We start from the raw sequence: 12,739 nt of genomic DNA on the forward strand, positions 1-12,739 counted from the left end.
GCCGCCTGAGATTTCTCAAGCGGCTCTGGAGATGGGGGGAATTGAACCCCCGTCCGAAAGTGGAAGCCAAATACATCTACATGTTTAGTTATGCGAGGTGGTTGTCGGGAGCAGGTAGCAGCATAACAAGCGTCTCCTCCGTATTCTGAGTAAAAGTCCCATGCGCACCCCAAAAATTACGCACAGCAAGTCCCTGTTTGTGACGGAAGTAATGAAGTTAGGAACAGCACCCCACTAGTTCCGGCTCAAGCGCAATTAAGCAGCGAGAGCTTCTGCGAAAGAAGCCTCTTCGACTTCTTCTTCTTTTCTTTCGAAAATTGCAGTTATTGTTTTCTCAGTTTAGGGAACCTTGACTCCCACATGCAGTAAGTGCCTTGATCACAATCGTCGAAACCGGTGCACCCCCGATGTTTAATTCCATGAGTAAATATACTGATGAATGAGTGCAAAGTCAAGGAAAAAAAAGATAAAAAAAATTTAAAAATTCTGAAAAAAAAACTTGCATTATTGGAAAAGTATGTTATTATTAAATTGTAGTGAGGAGCGAGATGAGGACGCACACCGGCTGCACGAAAGGAGGCGTAATGCAATTTCCGACAAAAAGATCTGACTCCTCAGGGGTCTTGTAATTACATTCACTCCACCTGCGGAAAAGCAGGGATTCATTAATTGCCCTTCGATTTAGCGAAGACTGGCAAACTATAAACCGCCAAAAGCTGGCGGTTTTCTTTTTTTTAAACAAGATAATTCATCTGTGAAGTAGAAAAGACATGGGTAATGGCAGCCGCAAGGGCATCCGCAGCATGATCTGGCTTGGGCTCAGTCTCAAGATTCAAAAGGATTTTTACATACTGCTCAACGGTCTTTTTGTCAGCAGTCTTGGTGCCGGTAACTGAATATTTAATCTGATTGGGCCGGTACATGCTCAGGGGAAGAGCCTGCTGGGCAAGGCACATTGTAACCACACCCTTCGCCTCAGAAACGGACATGGCGCTTGAAACGTTGCGGGCAAAATAAAGCTCTTCCATGGCAGCCTGCTCAGGCTTGAATTCCATGAGAACGGCGACCAAACGATTGTAAATTTCAAGCAGGCGGGTGCCGTGCTCCTCATTTGACGGAGTTTCAATCACGCCATAGCTTACGAGTCGAATATTGTTTCCAATTGCATCGATTACGCCGAAGCCTGTATGAGCCAGCCCCGGGTCGATGCCAATTACACGCCGTTTTTGCATCTTTTTTTATAGAATAACTGTCTGTTCAAAAACAGGCTCCCAGCGGGAACATGCCACTAGACTCCACGGTTGTGCGTATTTAGAAATTGGACTCGCTTCGCTCGCCCGCACAAAGTGGAGTCGTGTCATAACCCCGCTTCCGCCTGTTTTTACATTCACTGGCATTATATAAAAAAAGCTACAAAAATCTAACATAGAATTTTGTAGCTTTTATAGAAATTATTCTTACAAAGAATTAAATATCTTAAGCCTCTGGATCGAAGTCGTCTGGATACTCTACTGTTGTCCAAACGTTCTGAACATCGTCGTCCTCTTCGAGACGGTCGATGAGTTTCTGAACTTTTGCAGCTGTGTCTTTGTCAACTGCTGTGTAAGCCTGTGGAACCATGGCAACTTCAGCTGAGAGTGAAGTCCATCCTTTTGGCTCGAGGGCTTCAACAACTGCTGTGAAGTCGTTTGGAGCTGTTGTAACAGTGATGACTCCGTCTTCGTTAACGATATCTTCTGCACCAGCTTCGAGAGCTGCTTCCATTACTTCTTCTTCTGAAACTGCTTCAGCATCATACTCGATGACACCTTTGCGGTCGAACATGCGGCTTACAGAACCAGAAGTTCCCAAGTTTCCGCCTGTTTTGTTGAAAATGTTGCGTACGTTTGCAGCAGCGCGGTTGTGGTTGTCTGTAAGAACCTCAACGAGAACTGCTACGCCACCTGCAGCGTATCCTTCGTAAACCAATTCTTCGAAAGTGCCGCCACCGAGCTCACCAGTACCCTTTTTGATTGCTCGCTCGATGTTGTCTTTTGGCATTGATGCAGCGCGTGCTTTTACGATTGCTGCACGGAGACGTGGGTTAGCGTTTGGATCTCCGCCGCCCATGCTTGCTGCGATAGAAATTTCCTTAATCAACTTTGTGAACAATGCGCCGCGTTTTGCGTCTGCTGCGCCCTTTGCATGTTTAATGGTCGACCATTTATTATGTCCAGACATGGAACACTCCTAATAATAAGATTACAAAATAGAATAATAAAGAATATCACAAATAAAAAATCGTGTAAATATCCTATAATTCTTTACTTCTTAAAGCCTTTGAGAAGATTCCCTGCGGCCTTGCCGGCAGCCTTACCTGCCCCGCTGTTGCCCAAAGCTTCCTCGGCTTTTTTGACGGCTTCTTCCTTGGCCTTCTGTTCGGCTTCCTGCTTTTTCTTGTCTATCTCAGCTTTTGCAGCTCCCTTAAGCTGATTTGTAAGCTCAGACTTTTTGGATTCAAGCTGCTTGTTGAGTTCATCGCTGATGGACTTTGAATCCTTGAGCTTTTCAACAATGTCATTGAAGTCACCGTACTTTGAAGTAAAGCCAGCCGTGTATGTATTGAGTTCTTCGGTAACTTTTGTAATCGCGTCAGTCTTGATTGAATCAAATTCCTTTGAGGCAATCGACTTGAGGGATTCCATGATGATTTTTTCTGCGTCACTTGAAATTCCAAGGCTTATTCCCTTTGCCTCACTGTAAGCAGTGTCTGCCTTTACCGTCATGTGGTCTACGGAAGCAAGGGCTCCTGAATAGATTCTGTCAGCAAAATCAGGAGAAATTGGCTTTGCCGTGATTGAAACAGGATTCAGGGCAAATTCGCCGCCTGCCGTAAAGCTAAAGTCAGAATCAGCGGTAAATTTAGCATCAATTGAAGTTGTTCCAGAGAATGAAGGAATGCCTGGCTTGTCAGCAAAAGAAGACATGTCAAGCTTTACAGGGAAATTATCGCTTGAATAAGTGCCGGAAATCAAAGGAGCTGAGCTGTCACTTCTGGCATCAACCGTAAATCCTGCCTTGTGGACCCTGGAAGAAAGGCTTACAGAGCCAGTAGCAACCAAAGGCTTTCCGACCTTGTCCATGTCGTTTGAAATATTTGTTACCCGCAAATCAATTCCATTTCCGCTTCCGTGAAGGTTTTCAATGAGAAGCTTTGGAACACGGTCCTTGCGCCAGTAAACGTTTCGGCCGCCAGAACGCTTTAATTCCTTTTTTTTGGCTTTTTTCGCTTCTTTTTTGGCCTTGTCCTCTTTTGAATCAGAAGACTTCATCGAATTTGCATATGAAACGGCTTTTTTGACATACGGATAGTATTTTCCAAGCATTGAATATGCGAATTCATCAAATACACCGGAAAGGACGTTTTTTGCATTATCAAGAGAGAGATCCGGAATCTGGGACTTGATAAGCTCACGGTCACTTTTGATTGCCACTTCGATTTTCTTTTCTATAGAAGAGACCTTCTTTTTATCCTTTTCGGCTGCGGAAACAGTTGAGTCAACGTCGGACTTGATTTTTTTGCCGGTCTCAATTGCCTTCTGTATGTTCTCGACAGCGTCCTTTATTTCCTGGGGAGTCTTGAGGCTTGATGGATCTAGTTTTGCAAGTTTTTCAGAACTTGTCCTGAAATTTTCGACGTCTGACTGAATTTCAGCTGGTTTTGACTGCCATTTTTCAATCATTGCCTGGATTTCAGCCTCGGCTTCCTCAGCGGCCTTTTTAGTCTTGATGTTGCCCTGAATGTTTGCGATTAAAGCCTGCGGGTCATACTGGGCAAGCAATGCCGTGACGGAATCTTTTGAATCAGAAAGAGTCTTGCCGCTTTTTTCCTTGAGGGCCGCATAAAAGGCAGAATCTTCGACCTCTTCCTTTTTAACCTTTTCCTTTTTGACCTTGGCAGGAAGCTCGCCGCTTGTCTTTCGATCAGTGTTTACAGCCAGGCCTGTGATTTCAACATTCTGGGCGTTGAATTTTGCACGGAGCAGCTGGGTGAGATTGAAATCAAGGTCAAGCTTGTCAAACTGGAAGATATTTTTCATAGGATTGCTTGAGCTTGCCTGGGCCAGGTTGCGGACAGTCAGCTGCATGCCGAAAATTTCAACATTGACTGAGCCTATGTCACATTTTGCACCGAAAACTCCCTGCATTGAAGAGCGGATTGCCATTTTTGCGACAGGATTTTTGAATACTGTGACGGCGACAAGGATGGCAAGAAGGACTGAAGCGACCGCAATAAAGGGAGCCGCCTTAAAACGCCCCTTGTTCTTTTTGATGTTCTTTACGAGGACCTTGAGGCTCTTAATCTGAGCCTTTGTATACTGGCTTTCACGGGGAACCCTAAGCAGCTCCTTTTTGCCCTTCTGATATTTTTCGGAGAACATGGACTGGACCAGCTGACGATCTTCGGGAATGTAGATTTTTTTGAGTATTTTATCGAGTTTTTGCTCTTTATATGATTTTTTGAGCATGCCCGGAAGTTTTTTTGCCGGATACATTTTTGCAGGCTTTTTAGTCTTTTCTTTTTTTTCCATTTTACTCATCTCCTACAAGACTTACGATTTTGCCGAGCAAAGGAAGTTTTGCGACGACCTTGGTGATTTTTGTCCTGCGCATGAAAGCCGTGATGTATTTACGCCACAAAAAGACGAAGAGGCGGCCGATAAAATAAGCCGGAATGTAAAAAGCAAGGCCGCAGAGGAATGAGCCCATGACGACAGAGTTATTGAATTTGGTGAAGGCGACAAAAGGGACTTCAAAAAGAGTGGCAAAGAAATCTGACAAAGCCGGAATCGTAAGGAAAGCATAACCAACTGAATCAAAAAGACCGTCCAGGCTGGGCGCAATGGCAGAAGCCAGCAGAGTCATGAGAAGATACATGGGCTTGTTGATCCTGATAAAAAGGATGAAGATAAAAAACAGATACCAGAGGACATTATTCTTTGGCATGAGCCCCAGAAGGATACCGCACGAAAAAGCATGCGCGATTTCACCCGGATTGACATTTGCATTCAGGGCTTTAAATAATTTTGCAATAGCTTTAATCATATTTTTATTGTACCACACAAAATCTTTATGGTAAAATAAAAAAAGGTTGGCAAAAGATGAAAATTATTGCAGAAATAGGAACATCGCATGGCGGTGATTTAGAAAAGGCAAAAAAACTTATTGACTGCGCCTCAGAAAGCGGTGCGGACTACATAAAATTTCAGTGGGTCTATGCTGATGAAATCCTTCACCCGCTGACAGGATTCGTAAACCTTCCGACAGGCAAAATCCCCCTTTACGACAGATTCCGTGAGCTTGAAGTAAAGCCGGAGTTTTTTGAGGAATGCCAGAAATACACGCACGAAAAGGGCGCGAAATTCCTCTGCTCTCCTTTCGGCCTCCGTTCTCTTGAAGAGCTTCTTGCAATCAAGCCGGATGCAGTCAAAATCGCCTCCCCTGAGCTCAACCACATTCCCCTTCTCAAAAAACTTGCCGAATATCGAAAGAAAAACGACATTCAGGTAATCATTTCATCGGGAGTCTCAAAACTCAGTGACATTGAGGAAGCAATTTCAATTCTGGGGCGCGAAAACATCACCCTCCTTCACTGCATCACAAGCTACCCTGCCCCCGAAGAAGAATACAACTTAAAACTGATTCCAAACCTTTCAGCAATTTTCGGTCTTCCATGCGGAGTAAGCGACCATTCCTTAGACCCGGTCTTAGTTCCTTCAATTGCGGCAGCTCTCGGAGGTGCGATGATAGAAAAGCACATCACGCTGTCAAAGCTCACAGACGGACTCGACGACCCGGTTGCCCTCGAAGGCGAGCAGTTTGCCCTCATGAGCCATTGCATCCACCAGTGCGAGGCGGCCTTCCGTCAGTACGGCGAAGGAGCAAAATCTTACATTCTAAAGCAGCTTGAAAGCGAGTACGGAGAGCGGGTTCAGAAAATTCTTGGCGACGGAGTAAAAAAACTTGCCAAAGCCGAAGAAGCAAATTACGGCAGGACCAACCGCAGCCTGCACTTCATGCGGGCGATGAAAGAGGGAGAGCGCATTAATATAGAAGATATCGGCGTTTTAAGGACGGAAAAAGTCCTTTCAGTCGGTCTTCACCCCCGCCACCTCGAAGATGTAATCGGCAAAAAAGTCACGCGGAATGTAGAAAACGGAGCAGGAGTTCAATGGGAAGATTTAACGCAGGAATAGCATTTTCAATTATCCTCACAACTCTTTTTCTCTCCTGCGGCACAACAAATAAAGTCACAGAAGCGCAGAATGACGAGCTGGCCCAGGACATGACCATTGAATCCGAGCTTAGCCTTGTCTTCGCTGGTGACATCATGGCACACGCCCCAAATTACAAGATCAAGGATTTTGACAGAATCTGGCGCGACATTAGCCCGCTGGTCTCTTCAGGCGACTTAAGCTTTGCAAACGTTGAGGCTCCGGTGGCGGATTCACTTCCCTGGAGCACTTACCCCCAGTTCAACATGCACACAGAATACGTCGAGGCGGCAATCAAGGCAGGATTCAACGTATTCTCGCTTGCAAACAACCACACCAACGACCAATATCTTGAGGGAATCAAGGCGACAAAAAAATACTTCGACTCCCGCAAAGGTATTTACGCATGCGGCCTCAAGGATAAGTCCGGAGATCCGCTCTCATACAAAATCATCGAAAAAAAGGGCTGGAGGGTTCTTTTTGTCGCAATAACTGAAATCCTCAACCGAAACGACTTCGCATCTTACATCGACTACTACCCTTCCACAGAAAAAAAACGCAGCCAGTTAATAGAAGAACTTAAAAAACTGAGGCAGGAATCAAAATGCGACCTTTTTGTCCTCTCGGTTCACACGGACGAACCAGAATACATAATCAAAGTCACCGAAAACCACAAAAAATTCTTCCGCCAGATTATCGAAGAATGCAGGGCTGACATCATCTGGGCAAACCACCCTCACGTCGTAAAGATTTTTGAGGAAACCGAGCAGAAAGCCTTCATCATGTACGCAAACGGAAACACGATTTCAGCCCAAAGGACAAATCCTCAGTTTGAAGCCCCGGAAACAGCCCGGGACTACACAGGCGAAGGACTGATTATAAAAATGAAGGCCGGAAAAACAAAATCCGGCAAGGTGATTCTGGGAAGCTACGAGCCCCACCTGATTACGACCTACATCACGCCAAGCTGGCAGTTTGTGGTAAAGGAGCTGAACGAAGACTTCATCAGCACGCTCGACAGGGCCGAAGTCACAAACTGGTCAAAATATCTGCGCGAACGAAAAAAACTCATGGAAAAAGTGCTGGCTGGAGAATAATTTTACCACGAGATTTGCAGGATTTAAAGGATAATTTAATAAAAAATCAAATCACTGACTAAGATCCAGTTCCATCACATCATAAAAATTGCACCGCAAAGCCCTTGCAAGGTCATTTATGGCCTGACCGCTTGCCCGGTTTATATCTTTTGCCCCGCTTTCATATTGCTGCAAAGTCCTGATGTTCACGCCTGAAAGTTCAGCAAGTTCCTTTTGAGTTAGCCCCGAAAGTTTCCGCAGCCTGTGAAGGTTGGTCTTCCGCTCCTGAGATTTTTCATTGATAATGTCATTCATAACATCAAGGAATTTCTCTTCGGGAGCTTCATGCAGAGGATGATACATTTCTACGATTTGAGAAAAAGGAAGGTATTCCCGGATTTTTGAAAAGGAAAGCTGTGTATTCCACTGATAAAAGGCAAGAATCCAGCCAGCCCAATATTCCGGCGTGCGGTCAAAACAATAATAGTCTTCAAATGAAGAAAAAGGCTTACCGTCAATCTTTGCTTCATAGCCTACCCGGTCAAAAACGGTGAGCGCAAGTTCCGTTCCAGAAGATCCGCAGATAAAAAGCGGCGAACCATTTTCAATCTGGGAAGCTACCTTTGAGGCAATGAAAAAGTCATAAAATGAATCAGCAGAAAGGCTACATCCATTAACGGCAAAATCAACAGCAAAGCCCATGTTCTTCATGACATTTGACAAATAGAATTTATCGTAAGCGCGGATCACCATTTTTTACCTCCTGCAAAATAATGTCACGGATAAAAAGACCTGAAATATCAGCATTTTCCAAAGACTTTTTATAATCTTCCTTTGCCTTCTCCATGCGTTTTGAGCGTAGAGCATAATAGCGACGGCCTTCAGCAAGCTCATATCCCTTGAACTCAATCAAATCAAAAGCCTTTTGACTTTTTAAGACAAACTGCTCACCGAGTTTACCAAGCCTCATGGCATTTGCCAGCTGTGAATAGGAAATCTGATTAGACAAAAAAGCCCTTGCAAATGAAAAATATGAATCATCAGCCCTATAGCCCCTTATGCAGTCAAAAGCGGAAAGGTCTGGGAGGAAATTATTTTTAAGATAGGACATTCCCTGCCTCATGACAGGCGTATCAAGGTCAAAGCGCCGGTTGCATACAAGAATCGCAAGCCAGTTGAGCGTAGAAAATTCAGGAGCCTGCAAGTCCAAAATGCGAAGGTCAGCAGTTTCAAGCTCATAGCAGTTTGAAAAACCGTCATCAAGTGACGGACAGGCCCATTCCTTGGCAAGCTCAATGTTCTGCGTGCAGTAAAAACCTGAGCCATAATCATTATAGGCCTTACCCGCCCCCAAAAGCGGCTTAGAGATAATTTTCTGCGAACCATGATATAAAGTAATCCTCGGCATATATATAAGGTACTTCTATAGAAGTACTTTTGTCAAGGATGCGGGGAAATTAATCCATCCATATGCCGAATGCAAGGGTTCCTGACATTCCAAAAATTGAATTGTAGGAAATATCCGTGCGAAAGGAAAAAGACGAAAGAAGAATCCTTACACCACCGTCAAGGTCTTTAAAATACGTTTGCCCTGATGATTCTTGCATTTTGAGTGACAGAATTGAAAATTTATGATAGAATATCCTGTACATGGACAGAAGAAATTCTGTCTATAATCCCTTAAAGGCCGCAGAGAAAATCCACTCAATCTAAGCGTGTCATTCTCCCTAACTAGATTATTAATACACTCTACCTAGATTGAAAGCATACTCTAGCTAGATTATGCTCCCTGTACAGTAGTGTAATCAGTCCATTTACTGACTGTTAACGACTCCTTTACAGCTATGCCATTATCCCTGTACTGTAAGTATACGACACGTTTATAGCCAGTCTACAGACCGTAACACGACTAGTTAATATTCTCAGCAGGGACAGGCAAGAAGGGGATAAGGCATTTCTACCGCAAAGCGGACAAGTCAGGGTTCAGCAATACACAAACGACAAATACAAGTAGTGTCGTTCCCAAGTCACGGGAACATCTTCTTTTATCTTAATGTCACGCCTGCCGCAATCGTTCCAGAAGTTCCGATAATTGTGTTGTAAGAAAGGTCAGCACGAAAACAGAATGAAGAAATCGGAATTCGGATGCCACCGTTAACTTTCCATGCAAAATCAATGTTTTCAACGTCGAAGGAATTATTCCATTTGACTCCGAGCGTGCCACCAAAATACGGCTGAAAAAAATCGAAAACCCCGTAGCCCCAGTCAAATCCCAAAAGAAAGGCTTCGATTTTTTCCCCTTCAGTATAGTCCTTAAAGTAATCAACAGCAAAAATTGCGAAAATATCCCCGGCATCAGCAAAAGTCTCCGAGCTGAACTCAATGCCGTATTTTTCAGCTTCAGAAGAAGAGCCTTTTTCAAGACTTCCTGTATATCCAAAACAAATATAGCCCTTCAATGAAGACGATGACCGTGTTGAGTATGACGATTGATATGTGTAAGAATTTTCGTTTGGCGGGCTGGTTGTTTTCCATGAGAATCTAACCCTGTTTCCTTCTGAAAGCCAGCGTTCGGTCTCACCGTAATAATTGAAGTCCCGGTTATACCTGCCTTCAGGCCAGACTTCGCACATAAGATATTGATTCGGGTTCGGTGCCCAAGTCTCAACTTCGATGATATTGTAATTTTCGTCACGGATTCCGGCAAAAAGATGATTCATTACATCCCCGTTGTGGTTTCGGATAAGTTCACAGCGGTATGCTTCCTCGGGAAAATTGTAATCCCAGGTCAGCTTGAAAATGCAGGAATAATCGATGCAGTTGATTTTTCCGTCGCCGTTATAATCGTAGACATTTAATTGAGATTCCTGAAGCGTGCTGAGGATTTTTTCGTTCATGCGCGGGGAAATCTGTCTTCGGCTGGTTATGAGATTTCCGGCAAAAAGCTTTGAAATCAGACAGACAAAGCATAAAACGACAAGATTTTTCTTTTTCATAGGCTTCTCCTCATACCGCTAAAATCCGCAGTATGAAGAGAATTTACCGCATGTAGATTCCCAAGTCACGGGAATGAAGATGGAGAGGTTAATATTTTAAATCTTTTTTTAACCATTTTTTGAAGCAAATTTTACTTCTACTATCCATAAATAAGTCATCATCATAGTTAATTTGAATATCAATTAATTCAGGTTTATCAGTTCTAACAAGGATCTTTTCTTCTTGAATTGAATTGGCTGGAATAAAAAAAGCGTATAGTGTTCTATTATCTATGTCATTTAAAATCAGCCACCAATCATTGTAAATATAATTAACAGATGGATTTGCCCAATATTTATATACGCCAGAATTCTCAGATGAAAATGTTATTTGGCCACTAACCGGAACCCCTCCACTTCTAAGGATTTGAATTGCTTGATTTTTGGATATTTTAACTATACTGTTCTTTGTGGTCATGGATTTTGAAATATCTTTTTTTATTGGATTTGCAATAAAAACTCTTTTAGAATGATTTTCAAAAACTTCCCTTTTTATACCCAAAATTGATTCATAATCAGCATTGTGTTCTCTTAATCGATTTTGAATAAAATCGTATTCATTTTTACAAAGTTCTTTTATTTCATCAATATTTTTAACTTTATTAAAATATCCAGATTCTTTCTGAAAATTTCTAATTTTTTGAATTCTTTTTTCTTTTTCTTCGTCAGTGCCCTTTGTTTCAAATCTTATAAAATCTTCAAATGATTTTGCTGCTTTTGCAGAATTTGTTGTTCTTGTCGTAACAATTATATTCCCATATAAATTTAATCCTACAGATTCTCTGTTATGAGGAATTAAATGGTCTAAAACCCATTTTCCGTTTTCATATTCTACAGAAATATCTTCACCTGTATATGGACATTTATAATCAAAGTATTCTAGGGTTCGTTTTAACTCTTCTTTTGAAAAACCTCCAAGTAGATCACTTATATCACTAAGCATACATCTTACAAAAATATTTGCTGCATCACCTAGATTTGTTCTTTTTACTGTACCTGCCATTTGTATCTCCTGTTGAAAATAGAGTAATCTATAATTATGTTTATCTATCCATAAAACATAAAATTTAAATGCCTTTATAATATTTTTATCAATATTTCTTTTGCCATGCGCTTTACATCCTTAGAATCTAATCCAATTTCATTTGTGTTCAACCTCGTATCATCCATAAGTAAAACCTGTTTTAACCATAATTCATGAAATGATAAACTGTTTCTATAATTTGATTTTCTTGATGGCCATGTTGAAACCCGTTCCCAGTTTCGATGAGAATAATCAATATTCTCGAAATAAGAGTATGAAACAAACCATGTTGCTCCCATTTTATTAAGAATACTACTATCGCTAAAATTTAACAAATAGCCATTAGGTACTTCATTAGCAAAAAATAAATTTATTTGAATCAGTTCTTCATTTTTTATGGAAATTATTGTATCATTACTTTCACTATTATAAAACTTGACAAAAAGTTGTAAATCATTTTTGTCAAACTTACAATTATATATTTTATTAAAAGCATCTTGAAGTTCTTTTATTTTTATCGATTTTGCCCGATATTCTGCAAAAGTCTGTAATATGAATTTTTCTATTTCTTTATTGCTTGGGAATATCAGAATAAAATGCTCATCAATAAGTTTAAGAATTCTATCAGTATGCGAAGAGTTATATTTATTTATATAATTCTTCAAATCTGATTCATCTATTTCATATCCATATTTCTGTGGAAATATATTAAAAATTTCAGATATTTCAATATAATCTCCAGTATTGTTTAAACAATGCATGGATTGTATAATATAATTAATTCTATTTAAGTTTACCAAACTTTGAATTGGTTTGTCTTTAAGGAAAAAATCATTTTTTCTAAATATCCAAGTTTTAACCGCTATATCGAAAGCTGACATTCTTTGACTATCAATAGAATCTATGTTTGCACCTTCTAAAATAAGTATTTCCCCAATATCTCTAGAATCATTTAATGCCGCCAACATTAAAGCCGTTCTTCCATTATTATCTTTGATATTTACATTAGCACCATTCGAGATTAAAAGTTTTGCACTATGTGTGGCTTTTGCAATAATCGCACACATTAATGCAGTTTCGCCTTCATCATTTTGAATATCTAATTCAGCTCCAAGTTCTATTAAAAGTCTTACAGTCTTGTCATTATCACCATGTAATGTTGCAAGCATTAACGCAGTCCAACCATCACTATCTTTTATATTTACATTAATCCCCTTATTAACAAGTTGTCTAATAACATCTTTGTTTCCAGATTTTACAGCATCAAAAAATTTCTTTTCATTTAAAGCCAGTTCAATCTTAGTGAGTTTTTGATTTTTTTCTTTTAAAAATTCAGCAATAGTCATTATA

The 12,739-nt window shown here is 41.1% G+C and carries 11 protein-coding genes and 1 other RNA gene; 2 read left to right on the forward strand and 10 right to left on the reverse strand.

Features of this window, described 5'->3' with window-relative positions:
• Nucleotides 1-23: 23 nt before the first annotated feature.
• The 5 genes from ssrA to HNP76_RS03865 all read right to left on the reverse strand — a co-directional run bounded on the left by ssrA (nucleotide 24) and on the right by HNP76_RS03865 (nucleotide 5,085).
• Nucleotides 24-406, reverse strand: a transfer-messenger RNA (tmRNA) gene (gene ssrA, locus HNP76_RS03845).
• Nucleotides 407-734: 328 nt separating this feature from the next.
• Nucleotides 735-1,232 carry a crossover junction endodeoxyribonuclease RuvC gene (gene ruvC, locus HNP76_RS03850; protein ID WP_184657669.1) on the reverse strand — a complete coding sequence of 166 codons (498 nt, stop codon included), beginning with the start codon at nucleotides 1,230-1,232 and terminating at the stop codon, nucleotides 735-737.
• A gap of 244 nt (nucleotides 1,233-1,476) precedes the next feature.
• Nucleotides 1,477-2,220 (reverse strand): YebC/PmpR family DNA-binding transcriptional regulator, encoded by a 744-nt coding sequence (locus tag HNP76_RS03855; protein WP_184657671.1) that lies wholly within the window; start codon nucleotides 2,218-2,220, stop codon nucleotides 1,477-1,479.
• Between the two features lie 83 nt (nucleotides 2,221-2,303).
• On the reverse strand, nucleotides 2,304-4,571 hold the full coding sequence (locus tag HNP76_RS03860; RefSeq protein WP_184657673.1) for a TIGR03545 family protein: 2,268 nt from the start codon (nucleotides 4,569-4,571) through the stop codon (nucleotides 2,304-2,306).
• A 1-nt stretch (nucleotide 4,572) separates the two neighbouring features.
• On the reverse strand, nucleotides 4,573-5,085 hold the full coding sequence (locus HNP76_RS03865) for a TIGR03546 family protein (RefSeq protein WP_184657675.1): 513 nt from the start codon (nucleotides 5,083-5,085) through the stop codon (nucleotides 4,573-4,575).
• 56 nt (nucleotides 5,086-5,141) lie between these two features.
• On the opposite strand from HNP76_RS03865, the gene HNP76_RS03870 reads away from it, so the two are divergent.
• Nucleotides 5,142-6,236: an N-acetylneuraminate synthase family protein gene (locus HNP76_RS03870; protein WP_184657677.1), complete on the forward strand. Its 1,095-nt coding sequence runs from the start codon at nucleotides 5,142-5,144 to the stop codon at nucleotides 6,234-6,236.
• A complete protein-coding gene (locus tag HNP76_RS03875; RefSeq protein WP_184657679.1) occupies nucleotides 6,212-7,351 on the forward strand; it encodes a CapA family protein in 1,140 nt (379 codons plus the stop codon). Before HNP76_RS03870 ends, HNP76_RS03875 begins: the two co-directional genes overlap by 25 nt.
• Nucleotides 7,352-7,402: 51 nt before the next feature.
• Here the strand turns inward: HNP76_RS03875 and HNP76_RS03880 are convergent, their stop codons facing one another.
• The 5 genes from HNP76_RS03880 to HNP76_RS03900 all read right to left on the reverse strand — a co-directional run bounded on the left by HNP76_RS03880 (nucleotide 7,403) and on the right by HNP76_RS03900 (nucleotide 12,735).
• Nucleotides 7,403-8,083 carry a helix-turn-helix domain-containing protein gene (locus HNP76_RS03880; RefSeq protein ID WP_184657681.1) on the reverse strand — a complete coding sequence of 227 codons (681 nt, stop codon included), beginning with the start codon at nucleotides 8,081-8,083 and terminating at the stop codon, nucleotides 7,403-7,405.
• Nucleotides 8,061-8,738 carry a DUF3990 domain-containing protein gene (locus HNP76_RS03885; RefSeq protein ID WP_184657683.1) on the reverse strand — a complete coding sequence of 226 codons (678 nt, stop codon included), beginning with the start codon at nucleotides 8,736-8,738 and terminating at the stop codon, nucleotides 8,061-8,063. The genes HNP76_RS03880 and HNP76_RS03885 overlap by 23 nt, the downstream gene beginning before the upstream one ends.
• 637 nt (nucleotides 8,739-9,375) lie before the next feature.
• Nucleotides 9,376-10,326 (reverse strand): hypothetical protein, encoded by a 951-nt coding sequence (locus tag HNP76_RS03890; RefSeq protein WP_184657685.1) that lies wholly within the window; start codon nucleotides 10,324-10,326, stop codon nucleotides 9,376-9,378.
• An 88-nt stretch (nucleotides 10,327-10,414) separates the two neighbouring features.
• Nucleotides 10,415-11,368 carry a hypothetical protein gene (locus HNP76_RS03895; protein WP_184657687.1) on the reverse strand — a complete coding sequence of 318 codons (954 nt, stop codon included), beginning with the start codon at nucleotides 11,366-11,368 and terminating at the stop codon, nucleotides 10,415-10,417.
• Between the two features lie 74 nt (nucleotides 11,369-11,442).
• A complete protein-coding gene (locus HNP76_RS03900; RefSeq protein ID WP_184657689.1) occupies nucleotides 11,443-12,735 on the reverse strand; it encodes an ankyrin repeat domain-containing protein in 1,293 nt (430 codons plus the stop codon).
• Nucleotides 12,736-12,739 lie beyond the last annotated feature (4 nt).

Source organism: Treponema ruminis (assembly GCF_014201975.1).
In the GTDB taxonomy this organism is placed as follows: Bacteria; Spirochaetota; Spirochaetia; order Treponematales; family Treponemataceae; genus Treponema_D; species Treponema_D ruminis.